This window comes from Telluria sp. B2 (assembly GCF_051789535.1).
In the GTDB taxonomy this organism is placed as follows: domain Bacteria; phylum Pseudomonadota; class Gammaproteobacteria; order Burkholderiales; family Burkholderiaceae_D; genus Telluria.
The window spans coordinates 2,826,973-2,850,245 of record NZ_CP196525.1; the positions used below are offsets into that span (position 1 = coordinate 2,826,973).

The following is a 23,273-nucleotide window of genomic DNA, read 5'->3' on the forward strand; positions in this document are numbered from 1 at the left end:
TCAAGGCCGTCACCCTATGAGGATCCTGACGCGCGTATCACATCAGGGCCAGAGCACTGGAAACGCTCAACATACAGGCCGAATAGATACAAGCAAACTCTTCCTAACGGCAGAAATTCAATCTTCTTCTTGCAAATCGGGTGGAGTCCATAGATACAGTACTGGTTGATTGATCGGTCAGCCGCGCGGCAGCATCCTCGACACGGTATCCGACCCGCGCAACCTCTCCTTCCACCACGCCAGCGCCGCCCCTTCCTCGCCGGTGCGCCAGGCCAGGTACAGCGTCTCGTCCGGCTTCGGTTCCTCGACCGTCTTGACGACGAAACGTCCCTGCGCCACATCCTCGCGTACCCAGGCTTCGGGCAGGAAGCCGAATCCCAGCCCGGCGCGCTGGAAGGCGTACTTGGTCTGCATGTCGGGCACGGCCAGGGTGTCCTGGCCGAACAGCAGGCCGACGGTGCGTGCCTGCAGCTGGCGCGCCGAATCGGACACCGACACCGCGCGCCAGGCCGCCAGGTCGGCCTTGGACAGGGGCCGGTCGACTGCTGCCAGCGGGTGCCCGGGCGCCACCACGAAGACGAAGGAAACGGTCGCCACCGGGATTGCACTGTAACCGCCGCCGGAAGGGCCGGCGCCGGCCGCGCCCACCAGCAGGTCGGCGCGGCGTTCGAGCAGGGCTTCCCAGGTCCCGGAGAGTTCTTCCTTCAGCAGGCGCAGGCGGGTCTGGTCGGCTACCTGGCAGAATGCCTGGATGTCGTCGATCAGCCCGCACGGCGCCAGCATCGAGTCGATCGCGATCGTGAACTCGGTCTCCCAGCCGGAGGCGACACGCCGCACGCGCCGCTCCAGGTCTCCCGCCGCTTTCAGCAGGTAGCGCCCTTCCTTCAGCAGTTCCGCGCCGGCCTGCGTGAGCGTCACGCGCGGCCCGAAGCGCTCGAACAACTGCACGCCCAGGTCTTCCTCGAGCTTGGCGACCGTGTAGGAAATCGTCGATGGCACCCGGAACAGCTCCTTGGCGGCGGCCGCGAAGGAGCCGCGCCTTGCGATGGTGTCGACCGTCAGCAGGGCGTCGAGGCTGAGTTTGAGCATGGGCAGGGCGCTGCCGGCATCAGAAGTAGAAGTTGGCAAAGGCGCCGACGTGGTCGCCCTTGAGCTTGCCGCCGTAGCGCTTTTCCTCGTACTCGTCGTTCACGTAGCGCAGGGTCACGCCGATCGAGGGCGTTGCCATGTATTCGAGCTCGGCGACTGCGCTGGTCGTGTTCTTGAACTTGTAGTCGCCGATGTCGCCGGCGCCGCTGCTGCGGAACTCGGCGCCGGTGACATAGCGCAGGCCGCCGCCGACGCGCACCTTCTCGGTGACGTGGTAGTAGCCCAGCAGTTCGAACGGAACGCGCTGGAAGCGCATGTCGCCGTTACGGGCGCTGGCGTCGTCGACGTGGTAGCCCACCGTGGCCTTCAGCGAGAATTCCGGGCTCACGCGATAGTCGATACCGGCCTGCACGGCGACCATGTCGCCGGCGCGCAGGTCGATCTCGTCACCGTCTTCGTAGTAGGCGGTGGCGATCTTGTCGCCGCCGAAGGTCAGGCCGGCGCCGAGGACGAAGCGCAGGGGCTTGGCAGCCACGGGCTGGTAGGCGACAGGCGTCACGACGGCTTCGGTGGTTTGCGCCTGCGCCGCGGCCATCGATGCGAGGGCGAGCGTCAGTGCGAGTGCGATCTTTTTCATGTGTTTTGTTGTGTTTGTTCTCGGGGCGGCACTGCGCGGGCTTGCGCATTCCGTAGGCGTCATTGTAAAGATGCAACTTTCCAATTGCAAACTTTGCAAGCGCAGGGGGGGCGGGAGTGTTGCCGGGGCGCCGCGCATGGGGCGCCCCGGCAGGGCGGCAGCGGCAGGACTGCCGCTGCGCGAGTAGGAGGCAGGCGCGGATGGGCCGCGCCGTGGTGCTTAGAACACGCGCTGCAGCCAGCCGTGGCGGTCTTCCGCGCGGCCGTTCTGGATGTCGAGCAGGGCGGCCTTCAGCCTGGTGGTCACGGGGCCGGCGCCGCCGTCGCCGATGGTGGCTTCGAAGTTGCTGCCCTTGACCTTGCCGATCGGGGTGACGACGGCGGCGGTGCCGCAGGCGAAGGCTTCGGTCAGGCGGCCGCTGGCGGCGTCCGCGCGCCACTGGTCGATCGAGTACGGCTCTTCGCGCACGGTCAGGCCGAGGTCGCGCGCCAGCACGATCAGCGAGTCGCGGGTGATGCCCGGCAGGATGGTGCCGCCCAGCGGCGGGGTCTGGATCGAACCGTCCTCGAACACGAAGAACACGTTCATGCCGCCCAGTTCTTCCACATACTTGCGCTCGACGGCGTCGAGGAACACGACCTGGTCGCAGCCCTGGCGGATCGCTTCGGCCTGCGCGGCCAGGCTGGCGGCGTAGTTGCCGCCGCACTTGGCTTCACCGGTGCCGCCGGGCGCGGCGCGGATGTAGTTCTCGGACACCCACAGCGTCACGCCGGCCGCGCCGCCCTTGAAGTAGGAGCCGACCGGCGACGCGATCACGCAGTACAAATATTCGCTGGCGGGCTTGACGCCCAGCGCCGCTTCGGTGGCGACCATGAATGGACGCAGGTAGAGCGCCGAACCTTCGGCTTCCGGGATCCAGTCGCGGTCCTCGGAGACCAGGGCGCGCACCGACTCCAGGAACAGCTCTTCCGGCAGCGGCGCCATGGCCAGGCGGACCGCCGAATTGCGGAAGCGGCGGGCGTTGGCGTCCGGGCGGAACAGGGCGGCGCCGCCCTGCGGCAGGCGGTAGGCCTTCAGGCCTTCGAAGATTTCCTGTGCATAGTGCAGCACCATGGTCGACGGATCGAGCGGCAGGTTGGCGCGCGCCTCGACCTTGCCGTCGTGCCAGCCACGGCCTTCGGTGTAGCGGATCGTGACCATGTGGTCGCTGAACGCGCGGCCGAAGCCCGGGTTCTGCAGCAGCGCCGAGCGCTCCGCGGGTGGCATGGGGATCAAGGATTTTTCGATCGACAGCGTCGATTGGCCTTCGTTGTTCATACAGTCTCCAGAAACGGCGGAATGGGCGTGGCGACGCCCGCAAAACCGACATTATCGGTCAATTCGGACGATTTGTTGTGCACTTCGTATTTCCGGCCGCAAATGCGGCGCCGTCTGCCGAATATTTTGCGTTGCAGAAAGTAATCCGGATTGGCGCTACAATGGGTTTTCACTTCCAGCATCGTGGCGCACCATGAACGACCAACACGGCAGACCCATCCACGAACTGAGCATGACGGTGCTGATGACACCGGACATGGCCAACTTTTCGGGCAATGTCCACGGCGGCACCATCCTGAAGTTCCTCGACAGCGTGGCCTATGCCTGCGCCAGCCGCTACTCGGGCTCCTATGTGGTGACGCTGTCGGTGGACCAGGTGATGTTCCTGGAGCCCATCCACGTAGGCGAACTGGTGACCTTCCTGGCCTCGGTCAACTACACCGGGACGAGTTCGATGGAGGTCGGCATCCGCGTCGTCACCGAGAACATCCAGCAGCGCACGGTGCGCCATGCGAACAGCTGCTACTTCACGATGGTGGCGGTGGACGAGCAGCGCAAGCCGCAGCCGGTGCCGGCGCTGATGCCGGAATCGGAAGACCAGAAGCGGCGCTTCGCCAAAGCCGAGGAAAGAAAGCGCGCCCGCCAGGCGCTGCACCCGAGGAAGCGCTAGCGCGCCCGGCGCGCCTGTATGCCAGGCGCCTTATTCGAGGTTCTCATGGTGGTCCGCCACACCCTGTTTCCAGTAGGCCGACACCCGCATCGCGTCCCTGGCGATGCCTTTTTCCTCGGCCAGCACGGCGCGCAGCCGGCGCATCGCCGCGGCTTCGCCCGCGCCCCAGGCAAAGCCTGCGCCGTCGGGGAGGGCCAGCGCGCGCACGCGTTCGACCAGGGCATCGTCGTCCTCGACCCAATCAACCTGGACATCCGCAGCCCCGCCGAAGGGCAGGCGGTCGCCGTCGCCCGCCGCGGCGACCACGATGGCGCGGCTGCCCGCCGGCAGTTCCTCGAGGCGGCGGCGCATCGCCGGCAGGGCGGTGGCGTCACCCGCGAGCAGGTACCAGTCGAACGCCATCGGCACGATCATCGAGCCGCGCGGCCCGCCGACGATGGCCTTGTGCCCCGGCCTGGCGCGGCGCGCCCAGTTCGAGGCCGCGCCCTCGCCGTGCAGGGCGAACTCGATCGTGAGTTCGCGCGCTTCCGGGTCGAAGCGGCGCGGCGTGTAGTCCCGCCGCACCTGCGTTCCGTCTTCGCCATCGAACATGAACTTCACGTGGTCGTCGAAGGACAGCGAGACGAAGTCGGCCAGCGCTTCGCCCTGGAAGGTGACGGCGACGAAATGCGCGCCGATCGGGGTCACGCTCGCGACGACCACTTCGCGCATGCGCAACTCATGGCGCACGCGCTGGACCTGGCGGTGATGTTGCTGTTCCATGTTTCACCCAATTAGTTGATAATGTCTCCTATTATGAGAAAACAAGTTGATAAAGTCAATCAAAATCCGTCCGGGCAGCCGTCCGGCACGGTCGGCGACGTGTTCGATGCCATCCATTCGATCATGCACCTCTACCGCTCGCAGCAGTTCCGCGCCTTCGCCGGCGGCGAGCACGAACTGACCCACATGGAGAGCAAGGTACTGCGTTTCTTCGCACGCGAGCCGGGCGCGACGCTGAGCGACCTGGTCGCGCATTCGGGACGCGACAAGGCCCAGCTGACGCGGCTGATCCGCGGTCTGCGCGACAGGGGACTGCTCGATGCGAGCGCGGACGAGGCCGACCGGCGCAGCACGCGGCTCTACCTGAGCGAGACGGGGCGGGCGCTGCATGCGCAGCTCGATGCGATCGGGGCGGCGTTGTCGGAGCAGGGCTTGAGCGGGCTGAGCGAGGGCGAGCGGGAGCAGTTGCATGGTTTGCTGCAGAGGGTAAGGAGCAATCTGGCGCGCAGTGCGGACGTAGCCTGAGCTGACGGTCTACGGCCGCGTCGGCTCGATGCAAAGGGTGAGACAGCGTGGGCACAGGTGCCCACCCTACGAAACCCTGGCGAATTGTGCAGGGTGGGCTCCCGAGCCTGCGCAGAAAGGGGCAGGCAATGATGCCACCGATGTAAGGCTCGCATACAATGCGCGCTATCCGACACGCCACGATCGAAACCAGCCATGGAAATCCTTCGCACTGCCCGTCTGTCCCTGCGCACCTGGCGCGAGGACGACATCGACCAGTTCGTTCGCCTGAACGCCGATCCGGCCGTCTACGAATACCTGCCTGGCCCCGTGAGCCGGCAGCAGGCGTCCGAGTTCGCCGCCATGCAGAACGCCCTGTACGAGCGCCACGGCACCTGCTACTTCGCCGCGACCTTGCACGGCAGCGACGTGCTGCTCGGTTTCGTGGGCCTGAAGCACCAGGCTTTCGACCAGCCCTTCGCGCCCTGTTTCGAACTGGGCTGGCGCCTGGGGACGGCCCACTGGGGACAGGGCTACGCCACCGAAGGCGCCCGCGCCTGCATCGCATTCGGCTTCGACCAGCTGCGACTGGAAGAAATCGTCTCGTTCACCGTACCCGGGAACGTGCGTTCGCGCCGCGTCATGGAACGCCTGGGGCTGCGCCACGACCCCGCGGCCGACTTCGCCCACCCGGCGCTGCCGCCCGGGCACCGGCTGTCGCGCCACGTGCTGTACCGGCTTGCCCGCCCCGCGCCGGGCTGATCGGGTTGATCTGCTGGGCTCGCTTCAGCGCACGGTGTCGATTTCGCGCAACCAGGCGTCGGTCGTGAGCAGGCGCGGGTCCTGGTCGGCGCTGTGCGTGCCAGGGACGTTTTCCATGCCGCCGACCAGCCAGCGGGTGCGGTAGGACGCCAGCGCGCGCGCCTGGTTGCCGCGCGGCCCGGCAGGCAGTGCGATGCGTGTCATGGCGCCAGTGGCGGTGTCGAAGCGCGCCAGCAGGGGCGCGCTGGTATCGGAGACACTCTCGCCGCCCGGGTTCTGCGTGTAGCCGGTGGCGCCGGCGAGCAGCACGGCATTCGCCGCCAGCGGCAGCAGGTCGAGGATGGCGTCGCCGCGATCGACGTCGACCCGGCGCCAGGAAAGCAGGCCGGTTGCGCCGCCCGTGCGCGCGACGTAGCCGTCCCAGCCGCTGCCGTCCGCCGCACGGGTGCTGCGCACCCGGCCTGCGACCAGTACCGTATCGTCGGCCCACCTGAGCGCGTGGACCTCGGATTTGCCGCCGTTGTCGATGGCCAGTGCGCGCGCGCGCATGCCCTGTTCGTCGAGCACGGTCAGCAGCACGCCGTCGGTGAAGCCGGCCGGCAGGGGCTCGTCGAAGGTCTGGCGGTGCGCGAGGGCCAGGTCGGAGCGGCCTGACACCAGTACGCCGACCGCCATGCGCCCGCGTGCGTCCATGTCCATGACCAGCTTCCAGTGATTGTCGACGCCTTCGAACGGGTCGTAGCTGCCGCTCGTCGGGCGGTTGCCGTCGAGGTAGATGCCGGGTTCGACGAGAGTGCGCCAGCGCTGCGTGAAGCGTCCACCGGCGTAGTCGAAGCGGTAGGCGACGACGCCGTTGCCGCCGCTGCGCAGTGCAAGGCCCAGGGCCGTGCCGGCGGGCGCGATGCGCACTGCGTCGCGGGTCTTCAGCGGCGCCATTGCGCTGCGGTCGCGCACCTCGCCCGGGAGACCGAAATACGGATCCTGGGCGAGGCCGGGGTCGCGCACGTCCTGCATCGCCAATTGCCCACCCTTGTCGTCGAGGCGCACCAGCCTGAGCGTCGTCCCGTTCGACAGCACGGCCGAGATCTCGCGCTGCGGATGCAGGGCGAAGTCGACCAGGGTCCAGCCCGGCGGCGGCGTCCACGCATGGGCCCTGGCGCCGGCGGCGTCCGAGATCTCGAGGCGGCGCTCCATGATGGTTTCATCCATGAAGCCGTGCGGCTTCTCGGTCATGGCCACCCAGGTCTCGCCCTCGCTGCGCAGCTTGACCAGCGACAGGCCCGGCAGGGGGATCGCCAGCTTGGCGGGCGGCGGCGGGACAGGCTGGGACGGCGCCGCATCGCCGCCGGTGCCGCCGCAGGCACTCAAGAGGGCCGCGGCGGACAGCAAGGCCAGCGATGCGGGAAGGCGGCGCAGGCGGGAAGGTGTGTCGGTGTCGGTGAGGGCGCGCATGTCGGCAGTCGGTCCAGGAAAGGAAAGCTGGACATTATCGCGAAGAAGCCGGACCGAAGCTTAGTAAAATTGTATTGACATGTCGCGCTCTGTCGCGCCACCCGCCGCCTTTGATGCGGGTCCAGGCCGGCAGGCCTGTCGGCTCGGACTACCGTTCCACGAAGTCGCGCATCGGCCGAGTCACTTCACGAGCCGCAGGTGCAGGATCGGATAGGGTTCGCCGAACCCATCGGTTGGCGAGCGTCCGTGCTGGCGAAAACCCAGGCGTTCGTAGAAGCCGCGTGCCTGGGTGTTGTCTTCGTTGACGTCGACCTGCGTCACGCCGAGCCGGTCGATGGCGAAGCTGGTCAGCAACCGGCCGGCGCCGCCGCCGCGCCGGGCGGGATCGACGAACAGCATCTCGAGCATGGTTCCGCTCGTGCCCATGAAAGCGTAGGCGCTTCCATGCTCGTCGCGGATGCAGTGAATCGGGGAAAAGCCGAGCAGGAGCTCGCGCACGACCGGCGCCAGCTTGATGATTGCCTCCTCAGGCAGGAAATGATGGGTCGCCCGTACCGACGATTCCCATACCTCGTACAGGCGGGAGGCGTCGGCGGCGGTGGCAAGTGCGATCTGCATGGTGCGGGCCGGTGTTCGCCGGGCGTCGGCCTCAGCGCGCCGGCACCCGCTGCTGGCTGCGCAGGTAGGCCAGCAGGTCGGCCACCTGCTTCTCGTTGCTCATGCCCCAGAAGCGCATTTTGGTGCCCGGAACCAGGTCGTCCGGGTCGTCCAGGAAGCTTGTGAGGGTCTTGTCGGACCAGACGATGTTCGAGCGCTTCATCGCCGTCGAATAGCCGTAACCCGGCAGGCTGCCGGCGCGGCGGCCGAAGAGGGCATTGAGCTGCGGACCGAAGCCAGAGTGCGCGGACGGGCCGACATGGTGACAGGACGAGCAGCGCGAAGCGAACAGCCGCTGTCCATTGTTCAGGTCTGCCGCGCCGGCGCCAAGGTGCAGGCCGAGCAGGAGGGTCAAACACAGTTTCTTCATCGTTCAGGTGTTTTTCAATCGGGACGCCGGGCTGCGGCCGGGCGGTAGGCGGCCATGAAGGCGGCCACGGCGCGCTCGGCGGCGCCCTCGATCTGCTCGGAAGATGGCGCATCGAGCGTCCGGTACAGCAGGCGTTCGCCCCATTCGGCATCGAGCAGGGCCTTCAGGTGGCGCGCCGCCAGTTCGCTGCCGGCCACGCGCAGGTGGCCGGCTTCCATGGCGTCGTGCAGCAGGGCCGCCAGCAGCGCGGTGACCCGGCCCGGACCGAGATCGTAACACTCGTTGCCGAGGCCTGCACGCGGCGCCTCGGCCAGAGTGAGGCGCCGCATGGCCAGCGCCTCGGGCGAGCAGGTGAAGCCGAGGAAGCGGCGCCCGAAGTGCGCCAGCGCCGCGCCGAGGTCGGCCACGGGTTCCTCCAGCGCCGCCCGCGCCACCTCGAATTCGGCCTCGGCCGCAACGAGGGCGATGGCAACCAGCAGCTCTTCCTTCGACTTGAAATAGCCGTACACGGTCGCCTTCGAATAGCCGACGCGGTTGCAGATGTCCGACATCGAGGCGCGGTCGAAACCGGACTCGTGGAACACGTCCGTTGCCGCATCCAGGATGGCCTGCCGCCTGGCTTCGCTCTTCTTCATGGGAGTCTCGCTGTCAAAAACGGCTGGTGCGGCAAGGATGGGCAGACGGGCGCTTGCGCGTGGCCTGCTTGCCGCCTTTATTGTTCCCGGCGCACGCGGGCCATGTTGTTCTGGCCGACGACCTGGAAGTACAGCGCGCCGAACATGCCGCGCTTGATGCGTACCTTCGGGTTATGCAGTTGCGGCAGCACGGCCGTGCTGCCGTCGACGATGCGCCAGACCTGGCCGTTGGCCAGCGTGATCCGCGTGTTGCCTTCCCAGCCGTCGAAGTCGCCGACGATGCTGCTCTCGAGGTACTCCGGCTCCTGCTTCTTCGCTGCCTTCTCCATGCCGAAGTTCTGTTCGGCCGCGCGGGCCGGCGCGGCGGCAAGGGCTGGGGCCGGTGCGGTCGAGGCGGCGGCAGGGGAAGCGACGAGCGGCGCGGCGCCGACCGGCATCGCGTCGTAGCAGGCAAGGCGCTGGGCGCTGTCGGGCAGCGCGCGGCATTTCAGGACGGTCGCATCGTCGGCGGCCGTGGCGGCGCCGGATGCGAGCAGAAATAGAGACAGGAGCGGGGACAGAAGCAGGGACGGGGGAAGGTGCGGAGCTTTCTTCATGGGCTTTCCGATAAATGGACGCGCCGCGCCAGATGCACGGCCGAGTCCGATTATATCGGTACGGTGCCCTCCGTGGCCATCGCCGCAACGACGACCACGGATCAGGGACTTTATGGCGCTTCTTACGCCGCGATGGCCGCGGGCGCCGCCTGGCCCTGGGCTGCCAGGTGGCGGTTCACTGCCGACAGCACGGCGCGGAAGGAGGCGGTCACGATATTGCTGTCGATGCCGGCGCCGAACAGGGTCTGGCCGCTACCGACGCGCAGCTCGACATAGCAGGCCGCGCGCGCATTCGCGCCCGAGCCGATCGAGTGTTCGTGATAGTCCATCAGGCGGATGTCCAGGCCGAGGGCGTTCACAAAAGCGTCGATCGGGCCGTTGCCGGCGCCGCGGCGCACGGCCTGCACCCGCTCGTGCATTGCGGTGATTTCGATCTGTACCGGCTGCTCGCCCGTGCTGTCTTCGGTCATGCGATGCGAGATGTAGCGGTAGGGCGCCTCGTTTTCCAGGTACTCGCGCTGGAACAGGGCGTGAATGTCGCTTGCCGCGATCTCACGGCCGCTGCTGTCGGCCAGCTGCTGCACGACGCGCGAGAATTCGATCTGCAGGCGGCGCGGCAATTGCAGGCCGTATTCCTGCTCCAGAAGATACGCCATTCCGCCTTTGCCGGACTGGCTGTTCACGCGGATCACGGCGTCGTAGCTGCGGCCCAGGTCCTGCGGGTCGATAGGCAGGTAAGGGACTTCCCAGATTGCATCGGCTTTCTGCTGGGCGAAGCCCTTCTTGATTGCGTCCTGGTGCGAGCCCGAGAAGGCGGTGAATACCAGGTCGCCGGCATACGGATGGCGCGGGTGCACCGGCAACTGGTTGCATTCCTCGACCAGCTGGCGCACGGCGTCGATATCGGAGAAGTCCAGGCCCGGGTGCACGCCCTGGGTGTAGAGGTTCATGGCCAGGGTCACCAGGTCGACGTTGCCGGTGCGCTCGCCGTTCCCGAACAGGCAGCCTTCGACGCGGTCGGCGCCGGCCATCACCGCCAGCTCGGCGGCGGCCACGGCGGTGCCGCGGTCGTTATGCGGGTGCACGCTGATCACGAGCGAATCGCGGCGTTCCAGGTTGCGGCACATCCATTCGATCTGGTCGGCGTAGACGTTCGGCGTCGCCGCTTCGACGGTCGAGGGCAGGTTGACGATCATCGGGTTCGCCGGCGTCGGCTGCCAGACGGCGCTGACGGCATCGACGATCTGCTTCGAGAAATCGAGTTCGGTGGTCGAGAACGATTCCGGCGAATACTCCAGGCCCCATTGCGTTTGCGGATGGGCCGCCACCAGTTCCTTGATCAGGCGTGTGCCGTTGACGGCGATCTGCACGATCTCGTCGCGTTCCATGCCGAACACCACGCGGCGGAATACCGGCGCCACCGAATTGTAGATGTGGACGATGGCGCGCTTGGCGCCGACGGCGGACTCCACGGTGCGGCGGATCAGTTCATCGCGCGCCTGGGTCAGGACGATGATGCTGACGTCGTCGGGGATGTGATTGTCTTCTACCAGCATCCGCACGAAGTCGAAGTCGGTCTGCGAGGCCGAAGGGAAGCCCACTTCGATCTCCTTCAGGCCGATCTTCACCAGCATCTGGAAAAAGCGCAGCTTTTTCTCCGGGCTCATCGGCTCGATCAGCGCCTGGTTACCGTCGCGCAGGTCAGTGCTCATCCAGATCGGCGGGCGGGTGATGGTCTTGCCCGGCCACTGGCGGTTTTCGAGGGCAATGGCGGGGAAGGGACGGTATTTGGCGGCTGGGTTGCTCAACATGATCGATGCTCCTGCTTGAAAACGATAAAAACGGAACTGCCTCGGAAGGCGGAATGTGGCGGGGGCTGCCGGACGGGCCACGGAACGCTAGGCCCGGCAACCGATCGGTAGGTTTAGCGCGCCCGGCAGGAGGCGCAGTGCAGCCGGCAACAGCAGTGCTGCCTTGCTGGTGAACGAAATCGTGGAGTGGATGAAGACTTGCATCGTACAACTTTCCTCTGACTACTTAGTGAATCCGGCAATGCGCCGGACGCGGCGGCGGTGATTACGCGCGTAGTAGTAGCGACGCTAGCGATAGCGCGCCAGCGGCAGGTAGGGAAGTCGGCAGATGCAGTTGGATAGACATTGACCTGACTGTAGGCCGAATATAGTTCGGTGTCAAGCCTCGGTTTTGTTGAACTGTTGCGTATGGACGAAATAAAGTTCCCTAGTCAGGGGGTAATACCGTTTAGTTAAGCTGGAAATAGCTTGGTTCGGGGAGGCATCGTAGGGTGGGCACTCCGTGCCCACGCGTTACGTGCGCCTCCTTCGTCTGCCGCCAGGAACTTCTCGCCCGCTAAGGTCAATCCTGGCCCGCTTCCATTGCACACTTTGCGGGCGAAATGTGGCCGCATGTGACTGCCGGCCACGTGCGTAACGCGTGGGCACTCCGTGCCCCCCTACGACTACGGTTTAACTGAACGGCATTACTAGCCAGGGGGCAATTGCCGGCACCCCTGGCGCGTTCACGACTGCGGGGGCTGGCTCAGGAACACCCAGGCCACGGTAATCACGACCATGCCGGTCGCCGTGATGCACGACCAGGTGAAGAACCAGGCCGACAGCAGGGTCGCCTGCAGCGCGCGCTCGAGCACGAAGCCGAGCATGAAGTCGAAGGCGGTCAGGAAGGACCAGCGGCGCAGGTAGACCGGCAGGTACTTGCTCATGCGCCGGTTGTGCTGGAAGGCGGCGTGGCGCTCGATGGCGTTGCGTGCCCGGCCGACGTCGGCGAACAGCCAGTCGAAGAAGATGAAGCGGTACAGCAGGGTGCGGAAGGGCAGTTCCGCGACCTGGCCATTCTGAACACCTTGGGCGCCGTGCTGGGGCTCCTGCGTTGTCATGCTCGCCTTTCCGGGACACCCGCGGCTGGCGCCGGGTTCCGACCGATGCGTTGGGGATGAGACGCCAGTATGCCGCAAGCAATGCCATCGCTACCGGGCCGCGTCAAATCGTGCGGAAACAAATGCTGGATGGCAACAGATACGCTGTGCAAGGGCAGGGGCGCCGGCCCTGCGGCTGGGCAAACCCGGCGCTAGCCGTTAGCATGGTGTTTTTGTTCCCAAGCATCAGCATGTTCCTGCACGACCCCATCAACCTCCGATCCATCCGCGAAGACGACCTTGACGCCGTCCTGGCCGTCCAGGCAGCCTGCTACCCGCCCGTCATGCAGGAAGCAAGCGAAGTGGTGCGCTCGCGCATCCGCGCCGCCGGCGCGACCTCGTTTGTCGCCGAGTGTGGCGGCAAGGTCTGCGCCTATGTATTCGCCTACCGCAGCAGCCAGGGCGCGGTCACGCCGCTGGACGCCCACTTCGCGGTGCTTGAAGAGGGCGACACGCTCTACATCCACGACCTGTCGGTATCCCCGGCCGTCGCCGGCCGTGGCCTGGCGCGCCAACTCGTCGAACGGCTGCAGCGGCTTGCGCGCGAAGAAGGGCTGGGTTACTGCGCCCTGGTGTCGGTGCAGGATTCGCAACGCTTCTGGGCGCGGCTGGGCTTTCGCGAGACCGTCTGCGCCGACGAGCCGGCGCGGCTGGCGCTGGCCAGCTATCCCCCGGTCGCCCTCTACATGTGCTGCGCCCTCGGCTGAGGACGCCGCACCCGGATGGCGCATCCTTGCTATAGTTGCTCCTTTCGCGCTCTCGACGCGCAGCAATATCGAACAATGAGGAACCAATGAAGAAGCACGCCATCGCCGCCGCCATCCTGTCCGTCGCCGGACTCGCCAATGCCCAGGAAGTCGTCAGGATCGGCCACTCGGCCGCCGTCACCGGTCCGGTTGCCTATTTTGGCAAGGACACCGAAAACGGCGCCCGCATGGCGGTCGAGGCACTGAACGCGCGCGGCGTGGCGATCGCCGGCAAGAAGGTGCGCTTCGAGCTGGTGGCCGAGGACGATGGCGGCGACCCGAAGCAGGCCACCAACGTGGCCCAGAAACTGGTCGACCAGCGCGTCAACGGCGTGGTCGGCCACGAGACCTCGGGCACCACGATCCCCGCCTCGAAGATCTACAACCAGGCCGGCATCCCGCAGATCTCGCCGTCGAGCACCAGCCCGAAATACACCCAGCAGGGCTTCAGCACGGCCTTCCGCGTGGTCGCCAACGACGTGCAGCTGGGCCAGGCGCTGGGCCGCTACGCGGTCAAGGACATGGGCGCGCGCCGCGTCGCCGTGATCGACGACCGCACCGCCTACGGCCAGGGCCTGGTCATGGAGTTTTCCAGGGGCCTGCGCCAGCAGGGCGCCACCATCGTCGCGCGCGAGTTCACGCACGACAAGGCGAGCGACTTCAGCGCCATCCTGACCAAGATTCGCGCCCAGAAGCCCGACCTGGTCTTCTTCGGCGGGATGAGCGCGGTGGCCGGTCCCATGCTGCGCCAGATGAAGCAGCTCGGCATGAACGTCAGGATGATGGGCGGCGACGGTATCTGCTCGGACGAGATCCACAAGCTGTCGGGCGGGGCCATGGCGGATGGCCAGGTGTTCTGCGCCGAGGCCGGCGGCGTGGATGCGGCCGGCAAGGCGGCGATGGACCGGTTCCGCGCCGACTACAGGAAGCGCTTCGGCATCGATGTCCAGATCAACGCGCCTTACGCCTATGACGCCGTGATGACGATGGCCGAGGCCATGGTCAAGGCCGGCTCCTCCGCGCCCGCGAAATACCTGCCGGTGCTGGCGAAGATCGAAACGAAAGGCGTCACCGGACCGATCGCTTTCGACGCGCGCGGCGACATCCGCGACGGCACCATCACCCTGTACACCTTCAAGGGCGGACGCCGTACGGTCCTGGCCGTCACCAAATAAGCCGGGCGGCCGCAGGCCGGCAAACTGAACTCGGTCTCGCGGCCGGTGGTCGAACACTGTCCGCTGCTGTTTTCGCCACACGTGGCGTCTTGCGCTTTGGTCAAGCGGCCGGCAGCATTACACTGTTCCCGGGCACGGGCGAGACCGCGCGCGCCTGTCGGGGCGTGCCGCGCCCCTGTTCGCCACCGGAGGCTCCCGCATGGACCCGTCGCCAGAGGCCGGGCCGGCCGCTCCCGGGCCGCTGCAGAGCCTGTGGACGCTGGTCGACAACCTCGATGCCTGCTTCTACGTCAAGGACGTGGATGGCCGCTACCTGTTCGCCAATCGCGCGCTCGGGCTGGTCTTCAATGCCGAGCCGTCCGCGATCGTCGGCCGCGGCGACGGCGACTTCGTCGACCTGACGCGTTGCGACACCATTATCGTCACCGACCGCGAAGTGTTCGCCACCGGCGCCAAGCTCGAGCGCGACGAGGTGCTCTACCTGCCCGAGCGGGGACGCCGGGTCTTTCGTACGGTCAAGCTGCCGCTGTTCGACGCCCAGCGCCATGTCATCGGGTTGTGCGGCATCTCGACCGACATCACCGAAGAGCGTCGCACGGTCGACGAGCTCATCAAACGGAACATCCTGTTCGACACGATTCTCTCCAACGTCGACAGCTCCATCTACATGAAGGACCGCGAAGGCCGCTACCTGTATGCGAACCGGCGCGTGCTGGAGATCATGGGTGTCGAGCTCGACGAGCTGATCGGACGCACCGATGGCGACTTCCTGCCACCCGAGATCGTCGGGCCGCTGCAGGAGAACGACCGCGCCGTGCTCGCCGGCCGGTCACAGGCGGTCGAGGAGGTGGTGACGGACGCCCGGGGCAACAGGCACGTGTTCTGGACGCGCAAGATCGTGCTCGACCTGCCAGGGCAACCGGTGTGCGTGCTCGGCCTGTCGACCGAGATCACGGAGCTGCGCGGCCTGCGCCGGCGGCTCGAACACGAGCGCGTGACCGATTCGCTGACCGGGCTGGCCAACCGCTTCAAGTTCGAGAGCACGCTCGACGAGCACCTGCTGGCGGCCGGCCCGGGCGCTCCGCGGCTGGCAGTGGCGATCTTCGATCTGGACCAGTTCAAGTACATCAACAACAACTTCGGGCAGGCGGTGGGCGACCAGCTGATCCGGCTGGTCGCCGCGCGCCTGCAGCAGTGCGGCGTCGGCATCGGCCACCTGGCGCGCCTGTCGGGCGACGAGTTCGCCTTTACGCTCCCGCTGACCGGATCGATCGAGGACCTGGCGCACGAGATCGAGGAGATCCGCGCCTTCCTGTCCCAGCCTTATCCGGTACTGCAGCAAGCCCTGCACCTGACCTTCAGCGCCGGCATCAGCCTGTCTGGCGTGGACGGCAACTGCGCCAACGAACTGCTGGGCCGGGCCGAGGCGGCCATGTATTCCGCCAAGGACAACGGACGCGACCAGTACCGCTTCTACTCGCGCTCGCTCGGCGCCACCGTGGCCGAGCGGGTGGCGCTCGAGCGCGACCTGCGCGCCGCGATGGGCTCGGGCGAATTCACCCTGCACTACCAGCCGAAGATGCGGCGCGACGGCACGGTGGCCGGTTTCGAGGCCCTGATTCGCTGGAACCGTCCCGGCGTCGGCCTGGTCGCGCCGGACCGTTTCATCCCCCTGGCCGAGCAGCTCGGCCTGCTGCTGGGCCTGGGCCGCTGGGTGATCGACGAAGCCTGCCGCCAGATCGCCCACTGGCGCACCGAGGGCATGGGCGAGGTGCCGGTGGCGGTGAACCTCTCGACCAGCCAGCTCACCAGCGCCGAGCTGCCGGACTATGTGTTCGAGACCATCCGCCGGCACGCGCTCGCGCCCGGCAGCCTGGAGATGGAACTGACCGAATCGATGATGATGTCCGATCCCGAACTGGCGATCGACATCCTGACCCGGCTCAGGCGCGGCGGGGTCACGCTGTCGATCGACGACTTCGGCACCGGTTTTTCGTCGATGGCCTACCTGCGGCAGTTGCCGGTGAATTACCTCAAGCTCGACCGCTCCTTCGTACAGAACATCGCCGACGACCCCAAGGATGCGGACCTGTGCGCCGGCATCATGGCCCTGGCCCACAAGCTCGACATGCACGTGGTGGCCGAGGGCGTCGAGACGAGCGAGCAGCACGCCGCGCTGGCGGCGGCCAACTGCGACCTGTTCCAGGGCTTCCTGTTCAGCCGGCCGATGTCGGCGGCGCAGGCGACGGAGTTTCTAAGGCGGTAGCGACGCGGTTTTCGTAGGGTGGGCTCTCGAGTCCACGCGGTCTCACCAGCGGCGAATCGGCGCCTTCATTATTGACCGGCTCGTCGGTGATACCACGGACCGCAAGCTGTGAAACAGCGTGGACTCGGGAGTCCACCCTACGAAGAACCAGGGGCCTCACCGCCTCATGCTCTCACTGACAACTGAAGCTCGCCGCCTCCTCGACGTTGCCGCTGCCCTTGTAGCGCGCCACCTTCGGATACGGGCACAGCGGCCGCGTACGGGTCGCCGACCACGCCGCCGGCAACTCGCCATTCGCGCCGCCGGCATTGCCCGCACCGCGCGCGCTGGCCAGCACGCTGTCGGGCGCCTGGCCTTTTTCGACCCAGTTCACCAGCGGCGTGAGCATGTCGAACTGGTCGGTCGCCGGCCCGCCCGAGCAGTGGTTCATGCCGGGCACGCGGAAATACCGCGCGAAGTTCGAGGCGTCGCCGCCGTTCGTCGCCCGTAGCGCCTCGTACCAGGCCGTGGTGTCGTCGCTCGAGAAGATCGGGTCGCTGGTGCCGTGGTAGACCAGCATCTTGGCGCCGCGGTTCTTCAGCGTGGACAGGTTGGCGCCGTCCGGCGGCGTCATGAAGGAAGTCCCGCTCTCGGTATAGGTGGCATTCGTCGCGTTGGTGCGCGCCAGCAGGCTGTCCAGGTTGGCGTTCAGGACGAAGTCGCGGCCGTTGAAGGTGGCCGGGTCTTCCGGCGGCACCGCCCAGATGAAGGCGACGGCCCCGGAATCGCGGTCGATCGGCGCGCCGAACTTCCAGCTCGCCCAGCCATTCGTGGCCAGGCCGGCGTCGTACGGGAAGCTGGTGTAGATCGTCTTGCCGGATTCGGTCTTCGCGCCCGCGAACAGGGCGGCGATGCCGGTCTTCTGGGCGGCGGACAGGCAGGTGCCGTTGCGCTCTCCGCTGCAGGTCGGCACGTCGCGTTCCAGGTTGAAGGCAGCCTGGCAGGCGCCCGTGTCCTGGACCAGGCCGTCGGCCGCGCCGTCGAGCGCATCGCACTTGCCCAGCACTGCGTTCGACACCAGCGCGCGCTCGGCCTGGGTGAAGCCGGTCGGCAGGTCGCCCGGGGTCGAGGCGAGCGAGGCATAGGTCTTGGCGCCGGCGATGTTGGCCAGCGCCGCCAGCGGCAGGCGGTAGCCTGGATTGCCGACCAGGTAGCCGTCGTACTGCTCGGCGTAGCGCGCCGCCGCCACCATGGTGTGGCGTCCGCCGTTCGAGCAGCCGCCGATGTAGGAGCGGTCGGGCGCCTTGCCGTAGGCGACCCGGATCAGGCTTTTCGCCATCGGGGTCAGCTTGGCGACGGCCTGGTAGCCATAGTCCAGGCGCGCCTGCGGGTCGATGCCGAAGAAGGGCGTCGGTGCGCCGTGGCCGGCGTCCGAGCTGATCACGGCGAAGCCCTGGTTCAGTGCGTTGTCGAGCGGTCCACCGCCGCCCACGGGACCTGCGGCCGTGACCACGCTGCCGTCGACGCCGCCGTTGGCCTGGTAGAAGAAGCGGCCGTTCCAGTTGGCCGGCAGGCGCATCTCGAAGCCGATCGCATAGCTCTTGTTGTCCACGGGGCTGACGCGGCGGAACATCTGGCCCAGCACCTGGCAGTGGGCGGCGACCGGCTTGCCGGCGACGGTCAGGGTGCCGGCCGCGATCTCGTTGGCGGCGGTAATCGTCGTGTCGGGAATGTTGACGCGGGTGACCAGTTCGGTGCAGGCGCCCAGGGTCGCGCCGACCGCCGGCGCCAGCTGGGGCAGTTGGGCGACCGGGGGCGGCTGCTGCGGCGCCGGCACCTCGTGGTCGTTGTCGTTGTCGCTGCAGCCGGCGAGACCGAGCAGGGTGATGGCGGCGACGGCGGCGCCGAGTGTTCTGGAATGCTTGAGGTGCATGTCTGTTCTCCTGTTGCGAACCGTATGAAGGGCGTGATGCGCGAAACGTCGGGACGAACCGGTCCAGCGCAGCCCGGGGACCGGACTGCGGCAGGACCTGCACTACAGGGTAAAAGAGGGAGACGCTTAGTCGGGCATCACGTCCTTGAGGACGCCGATCGGCTGGTTGACCAGCTTGCCGTTGACCTTCTTGACCTCGCGGATGTACATGTTCTGGACGATGTCGCGGGTCTTCGGGTCGATGCTGATCGGGCCGCGCGGGCTGTTCCACTTCATGCCCGACAGGGTCTTCACGGCGGCGTCGCCGGTGACCTTGCCGTTCAGCCTGCGCACGGTCTCGTAGATCATGCCCATGGTGTCGTAGGCGGCCACGGTGACGAAAGTCGGCGCGGGACGGCCCGGATTGGCGTCGGCATAGGCCTTGAGGAAGCTCTTGTTCGCTTCGTTGTCCAGGGCCGTCGAGTAGTTCAGCACCGTCACCGCGCCCAGCGCGCGGTCGCCCAGGGCTTCGAGCGTCGGGTGGTCGCTGGTCATGTCGCCCACGCCCAGGAACTTGATGCCGGCCTTGTCCAGGCCCTTGTCGCTGAAGGCCTTCAGCAGGCCGGCGCCGTCTTCCGCGCCAGGAGCGAAGAAGAACAGGGCGTCCGGCTTCTGGTCCTTCACGCGCTGGACGAACGGCGAATAGTCGGGGTTCGCCAGCGGCACGCGCGAGGAACCGACGATCTTGCCGCCCGCCTCCTGCAGGCCCTTGGCGAACTTGGCCTCGGCATCGTGGCCGGTGCTGTAGTCGGTCACCAGCGAATACACATTGCTGATCTTGTTCTGCGCGGTCCAGGTGCCGAAGGGCTCGGTCATCTGCTGCATCGTCATCGAGGTGCGCAGCATGTAGGGCGACTTCGCGGTGATGCCGGTGGTAACCGCGTTCATGACGATCATCGGCGTCTTGCCTTGCGTTGCCACTGGGGCCACGGCCAGCGCGCTCGGGGTCAGCGAGAAGCCGATCAGGAAGCTGACCTTCTCGCGTCCGATCAGCTCCTGGGCCGCGCGCTTGGACAGCTCGACGTTGCTGCCGCCGTCGTCGCGGTAGATGACCTGGATCTTCTTGCCGGCGACCGTATCGCCGTGCTGCTTCATGTAGGTCTTGATGCCGTCCTCGAAAGGCTTGCCGATGTTGACGAACGGTCCGGTCAGGGCGGCGATGACGCCGATCTTGATGGTGTCGCCATTCTGGGCGTAAGCGCCGCCGCTGGCGAAGGGCAGGAATGCAAGGCCGATGCAGGCCAGGGTCTTCAGTTTCATGTCGTCTCCTCGTTGTAGGTATAGGTGCCGCTAGCTGCTCTCAGTTGCTCACAATGGTCTGAGTCTCCGTTCCGTCGTACATCGCATCGACCAGGGCCGCGCGCCGGTTCAATACCGCGGCCTGGTTGATCGACCCCTTGTCGGTCTGCTCGCGGTGGTCGATCGAAGGCGGCTCGGACAGCAGCAGCATCCGTTCGATCCGCTTCGAGGAGCCGCTGGCGTCGACGTTCAGCGTGTCGAGCAGGCGCTTGAAGTGGCTGCGCACCGGTTCGCTGGCCAGCACCTCGGCGGCAGGCGTACCGGCCGGCAGGCCCGAGAGTTCGGTGCAGTGGTCCAGGCGCGGGAAGACCAGCAGCCCGATCGTGGCGCGGTTCAGGCCCGTCACCACCGCGTCCTGCACATAGGGTGCGCCTTGGCTGATGACGCGTGCGCGCAGCGGCCCGACGCTGACAAAAGTCCCCGAGCTGAGCTTGAAGTCCTCGGCGATGCGCCCGTCGAACATGAAGCCCAGCGTCGGCTGGCTCGGGTCGACGAAGCGCAGGGCGTCGCCGGTGCAGTAGTAGCCGTCCTCGTCGAAGGCCTCGGCGGTCAGGTGGGGCGCACGCCAGTAGCCCGGGGTGACGTGGGGGCCGTGGAAGCGCGCCTCGAGCTTGTCGCCGACCGGGACCAGCTTGACCTTGCAGCCGGGCGCCGGCACGCCGACGTAGCCCGCTTTCACGATCGGCCCGGTGCCGAAGGTGCAGGAGGGAGAGGTCTCGGTCATGCCCAGGCCGGTCATGATGCGGATGGTCTCGCCGCAACGCTTCAATGCCACCGCGTCGAGATGGTCCCAGCAGGCCTGGGACAGGCCGGCGCCGGCGCAGAAGAACAGCTTCACCTGCGAGAAGAAGTTGGCGGCCAGGACGTCGTCGGTTTCGAGCGCCTCGGCCAGCATCTCGAAGCCGGCAGGGATGTTGAAGTAGACGGTCGGTGCGATCTCGCGCAGGTTGCGCAGGGTGCGTCCGAAATCCTGGCGCGTGGCGCGGCCGTCGTCGATGTACAGCGTGCCGCCGTTGTAGAGCACGATGCCGACGTTGTGGCTGCCGCCAAAAGTGTGGTTCCAGGGCAGCCAGTCGAGCAGCACCGGCGGGGCCAGGCCGAGGAAGGGGAAGGTCTGGAGCAGCATCTGCTGGTTACTGCAGAGCATGCCGTGGGTGGTGATCACCGCCTTCGGTTTCTTGGTCGAGCCCGAGGTGAACAGGAACTTGGCGATGGTCGAAGGGCCGACCTGGGCGTTGCGCACGTCGATGGTGGTGGGTTCCGTCTCCAGCAGCGAGGCGAGGCTGGTCGCGCTGCGGCCCGCGACGTCGCCGCCGGCCAGGATCAGCTCCACGCCGTCCGGCAGCACGGCGTCGATGGCGCGCGCAAAGGCCTTGCCGTCCGACGCGTAGATCGCGCCCGGCGTGAGCTGTTCGATCAGGTCGCGCAGCTTGGCCGGATCGGTCGCCACCAGCGAGTAGGCCGGCGACAGCGGCGAATAGGGCACGCCCGCGTACATGGCGCCGAGCGCGAGCTGGAAGTGCTCGAGGTCGTTCCCGGACAGGATGACCAGCGGCCGGTCCTCGTTCAGGCCGCGCTCGAGCAGGGCCTGGCCGATGCGGCGCACGCGCTGCAGCACGTCGGCGTAGGACAGGCGAATCCACTCGCCATCCGGGCCGCGCTGCGCGACCAGGGTGCGGTCCGGGTATTTCTGCGCGCCTTCGACCAGGCGGTCGGTGAAGCGCGGCGGCACGGGCTCGAGCGGCGTGACGGCGTCCACGTGCCAGGTGTCGCCCACCTGGAACGCTGCGACCTCGGGATTCCCGAGCTCGACGTGGCGACGCTTCACACCGCTGCCGCCTGCCTCAATCGTCGATTGGGTCATGGCGGCCTCCGCTCAGATCGGGTAGTGGCGCGGGGTGGTCTGGACCGTGATCCAGCGCAGGTCGGTGAACTCGGCAATCGCCGCCTTGCCGCCGAAGCGTCCGTAGCCGCTGCCTTTCACGCCGCCGAAGGGCATCTGCGCCTCGTCGTGCACGGTCGGGCCGTTGATGTGGCAGATGCCCGACTCGATGCGCTGGGCCACCGCCATCGCGCGGCCGATGTCGCGGCTGAACACCGCCGAGGACAGGCCGTACTCGCTGTCATTGGCCAGGCGGATCGCTTCCTCGTCGGATTCAAAACGGAGCACCGAGACGATGGGGCCGAAGGATTCTTCCTGGTAGACCAGCATCTCGGGCGTGACCTTGTCGACGATGGCCGGCTGCATGATGTTGCCATCCACGCCTTGCTGCGCTTGCGTGACGCTGGCGCCGCGCTCGCGCGCGTCCTGCAGCATGGCCTCCACACGGTTCGCTGCGGCCGGGTCGACCATGCCGGCCAGCGGCGCATCGCTGCGCGCGGCCTTCAGGGTCGCGGTCTTGGCGGCCAGCTTGCGGGTGAACTCATCGGCGACCTTGGCGTCGACCAGGATGCGGTCGGCCGACATGCAGATCTGGCCCTGGTTGAAGAAGGCCGAGAAGGCGGCTGCTTCGACGGCGGCATCGAGATCGGCGTCGTCCAGCACCACGACCGGGTTCTTGCCGCCCAGTTCCAGCAGCACCGGCTTGAGGTATTTGGCGGCGGTCTGGGCGATGATGCGGCCGACCTTGGTCGAGCCGGTGAAGTTCACGCGGCGCACGGCCGGGTGGGCGATCAGGCGCTCCACGACCGTCGGCGCGTCGTCCGGGGCATTCGTGATGAAGTTCACCACGCCCGCCGGGAAGCCGGCGTCGACGAACACCTGGCCGATCAGGCGGTGCAGTTGCGGGCACATCTCGGAGGCTTTCAGGATCACGGTGTTGCCGCAGGCCAGAGGCATCGCCACCGCGCGCGTACCCAGGATCACCGGCGCGTTCCAGGGCGCGATCCCGACCACCACGCCGCAGGGCTGGCGCACGCCCATGGCGAGCGAACCCGGCACATCCGAGGGGATCACCTCGCCGGCGATCTGGGTCGTCATCGCCGCCGCTTCGCGCAGCATGTTGGCGGCCAGGGTCACGTTGAACTGGTACCACACCGGCGCGCCGCCGGCTTCCTCGACGGCCGCCTCGACGAACTGGCTGCGCAGGGCTTCCATCTTGTCTGCGGCTTTCAGCAACAAGGCACGCCGCGCGCCCGGCAGCATGGCCGACCATGCGGGGAAGGCCGCCTGCGCCGCGGCGATGGCGGCGTCGACGTCGTCGAGGGTGGCGGCGGCGGCGCGGGTGGCGACTTCGCCGGTGGCGGGATTACGGCGCTCGAAGCTGGCGCCGTTCGAAGCTGCGCGGGTTTCCCCGCCAATCAGCAGATCGGTCTGGAACATCAGAGGTCTCCTCTGGTTTATCGAATGAGAATGCGCTGGATAGAAGGCGGCCGCACGCAGGACGTGGGCCGCCACCATTATTATTGTTCTGTTATTCGCGTGCGGATTTTTTT

General features: G+C 67.2%; 22 protein-coding genes. 6 read left to right on the forward strand and 16 right to left on the reverse strand.

The annotated features are described in order from the left end of the window. Positions 1-177: 177 nt before the first annotated feature. The 4 genes from ACSUZJ_RS12540 to ACSUZJ_RS12555 all read right to left on the reverse strand — a co-directional run bounded on the left by ACSUZJ_RS12540 (position 178) and on the right by ACSUZJ_RS12555 (position 3,225). Positions 178-1,089 (reverse strand): LysR substrate-binding domain-containing protein, encoded by a 912-nt coding sequence (locus tag ACSUZJ_RS12540; RefSeq protein ID WP_499408566.1) that lies wholly within the window; start codon positions 1,087-1,089, stop codon positions 178-180. A 19-nt stretch (positions 1,090-1,108) separates the two neighbouring features. Next, the gene (locus ACSUZJ_RS12545; RefSeq protein ID WP_499408568.1) at positions 1,109-1,726 is read right to left on the reverse strand and encodes a hypothetical protein; all 618 of its coding nucleotides are present in this window, start codon (positions 1,724-1,726) and stop codon (positions 1,109-1,111) included. 219 nt (positions 1,727-1,945) lie between these two features. Then, positions 1,946-3,043, reverse strand: coding sequence for a branched-chain amino acid aminotransferase (locus ACSUZJ_RS12550; RefSeq protein ID WP_499408570.1), 1,098 nt, complete (start codon positions 3,041-3,043; stop codon positions 1,946-1,948). Then, the gene (locus tag ACSUZJ_RS12555) at positions 3,040-3,225 is read right to left on the reverse strand and encodes a hypothetical protein (RefSeq protein WP_499408572.1); all 186 of its coding nucleotides are present in this window, start codon (positions 3,223-3,225) and stop codon (positions 3,040-3,042) included. Before ACSUZJ_RS12555 ends, ACSUZJ_RS12550 begins: the two co-directional genes overlap by 4 nt. An 11-nt stretch (positions 3,226-3,236) precedes the next feature. On the opposite strand from ACSUZJ_RS12555, the gene ACSUZJ_RS12560 reads away from it, so the two are divergent. Beyond that, the gene (locus tag ACSUZJ_RS12560; RefSeq protein WP_499408574.1) at positions 3,237-3,713 is read left to right on the forward strand and encodes an acyl-CoA thioesterase; all 477 of its coding nucleotides are present in this window, start codon (positions 3,237-3,239) and stop codon (positions 3,711-3,713) included. A gap of 30 nt (positions 3,714-3,743) precedes the next feature. Here ACSUZJ_RS12560 and ACSUZJ_RS12565 read toward each other — a convergent pair whose 3' ends face one another. After that, positions 3,744-4,475: a siderophore-interacting protein gene (locus ACSUZJ_RS12565; RefSeq protein ID WP_499408576.1), complete on the reverse strand. Its 732-nt coding sequence runs from the start codon at positions 4,473-4,475 to the stop codon at positions 3,744-3,746. Positions 4,476-4,508: 33 nt separating this feature from the next. Between ACSUZJ_RS12565 and ACSUZJ_RS12570 the strand changes: the two genes are divergently transcribed. Together ACSUZJ_RS12570 and ACSUZJ_RS12575 are read left to right on the forward strand one after the other, a co-directional pair. After that, positions 4,509-5,000 (forward strand): MarR family winged helix-turn-helix transcriptional regulator, encoded by a 492-nt coding sequence (locus ACSUZJ_RS12570; RefSeq protein WP_499408578.1) that lies wholly within the window; start codon positions 4,509-4,511, stop codon positions 4,998-5,000. A gap of 195 nt (positions 5,001-5,195) precedes the next feature. Beyond that, positions 5,196-5,741 (forward strand): GNAT family N-acetyltransferase, encoded by a 546-nt coding sequence (locus ACSUZJ_RS12575; protein WP_499408580.1) that lies wholly within the window; start codon positions 5,196-5,198, stop codon positions 5,739-5,741. Positions 5,742-5,765: 24 nt separating this feature from the next. Here the strand turns inward: ACSUZJ_RS12575 and ACSUZJ_RS12580 are convergent, their stop codons facing one another. The 7 genes from ACSUZJ_RS12580 to ACSUZJ_RS12610 form a co-directional block, all read right to left on the reverse strand. Then, a complete protein-coding gene (locus ACSUZJ_RS12580) occupies positions 5,766-7,193 on the reverse strand; it encodes a hypothetical protein (protein ID WP_499408582.1) in 1,428 nt (475 codons plus the stop codon). Positions 7,194-7,373: 180 nt separating this feature from the next. Then, a complete protein-coding gene (locus tag ACSUZJ_RS12585; RefSeq protein ID WP_499408584.1) occupies positions 7,374-7,811 on the reverse strand; it encodes a GNAT family N-acetyltransferase in 438 nt (145 codons plus the stop codon). Between the two features lie 31 nt (positions 7,812-7,842). Then, positions 7,843-8,205: a c-type cytochrome gene (locus ACSUZJ_RS12590; RefSeq protein WP_499408586.1), complete on the reverse strand. Its 363-nt coding sequence runs from the start codon at positions 8,203-8,205 to the stop codon at positions 7,843-7,845. Positions 8,206-8,234: 29 nt separating this feature from the next. Next, positions 8,235-8,855 carry a TetR/AcrR family transcriptional regulator gene (locus tag ACSUZJ_RS12595; protein WP_499408588.1) on the reverse strand — a complete coding sequence of 207 codons (621 nt, stop codon included), beginning with the start codon at positions 8,853-8,855 and terminating at the stop codon, positions 8,235-8,237. Between the two features lie 77 nt (positions 8,856-8,932). Then, positions 8,933-9,451 (reverse strand): hypothetical protein, encoded by a 519-nt coding sequence (locus ACSUZJ_RS12600; RefSeq protein WP_499408590.1) that lies wholly within the window; start codon positions 9,449-9,451, stop codon positions 8,933-8,935. A 122-nt stretch (positions 9,452-9,573) separates the two neighbouring features. Beyond that, positions 9,574-11,265: a 2-isopropylmalate synthase gene (leuA, locus tag ACSUZJ_RS12605; protein ID WP_499416530.1), complete on the reverse strand. Its 1,692-nt coding sequence runs from the start codon at positions 11,263-11,265 to the stop codon at positions 9,574-9,576. A 722-nt stretch (positions 11,266-11,987) separates the two neighbouring features. Then, positions 11,988-12,362: a hypothetical protein gene (locus ACSUZJ_RS12610; RefSeq protein WP_499408592.1), complete on the reverse strand. Its 375-nt coding sequence runs from the start codon at positions 12,360-12,362 to the stop codon at positions 11,988-11,990. 230 nt (positions 12,363-12,592) lie between these two features. Here ACSUZJ_RS12610 and ACSUZJ_RS12615 point away from each other — a divergent pair, with 230 nt between their 5' ends. The 3 genes from ACSUZJ_RS12615 to ACSUZJ_RS12625 all read left to right on the forward strand — a co-directional run bounded on the left by ACSUZJ_RS12615 (position 12,593) and on the right by ACSUZJ_RS12625 (position 16,588). After that, positions 12,593-13,108: a GNAT family N-acetyltransferase gene (locus tag ACSUZJ_RS12615; RefSeq protein ID WP_499408594.1), complete on the forward strand. Its 516-nt coding sequence runs from the start codon at positions 12,593-12,595 to the stop codon at positions 13,106-13,108. A gap of 86 nt (positions 13,109-13,194) precedes the next feature. Beyond that, positions 13,195-14,322: a branched-chain amino acid ABC transporter substrate-binding protein gene (locus ACSUZJ_RS12620; protein ID WP_499408596.1), complete on the forward strand. Its 1,128-nt coding sequence runs from the start codon at positions 13,195-13,197 to the stop codon at positions 14,320-14,322. Positions 14,323-14,521: 199 nt separating this feature from the next. Continuing rightward, a complete protein-coding gene (locus ACSUZJ_RS12625; RefSeq protein ID WP_499408598.1) occupies positions 14,522-16,588 on the forward strand; it encodes a putative bifunctional diguanylate cyclase/phosphodiesterase in 2,067 nt (688 codons plus the stop codon). Between the two features lie 172 nt (positions 16,589-16,760). On the opposite strand, the gene ACSUZJ_RS12630 is transcribed toward ACSUZJ_RS12625, so the two are convergent. The 4 genes from ACSUZJ_RS12630 to ACSUZJ_RS12645 form a co-directional block, all read right to left on the reverse strand. Next, entirely contained in the window at positions 16,761-18,500 is a 1,740-nt protein-coding gene (locus ACSUZJ_RS12630) for a tannase/feruloyl esterase family alpha/beta hydrolase (protein WP_499408600.1), read from the reverse strand. A gap of 126 nt (positions 18,501-18,626) precedes the next feature. Further along, positions 18,627-19,799, reverse strand: a complete 1,173-nt coding sequence (locus ACSUZJ_RS12635) for an ABC transporter substrate-binding protein (protein WP_499408602.1) — start codon at positions 19,797-19,799, stop codon at positions 18,627-18,629. Between the two features lie 40 nt (positions 19,800-19,839). Further along, positions 19,840-21,702, reverse strand: coding sequence for a feruloyl-CoA synthase (locus tag ACSUZJ_RS12640; RefSeq protein WP_499408604.1), 1,863 nt, complete (start codon positions 21,700-21,702; stop codon positions 19,840-19,842). Positions 21,703-21,714: 12 nt separating this feature from the next. Then, positions 21,715-23,160, reverse strand: a complete 1,446-nt coding sequence (locus ACSUZJ_RS12645) for an aldehyde dehydrogenase (RefSeq protein WP_499408606.1) — start codon at positions 23,158-23,160, stop codon at positions 21,715-21,717. Positions 23,161-23,273 lie beyond the last annotated feature (113 nt).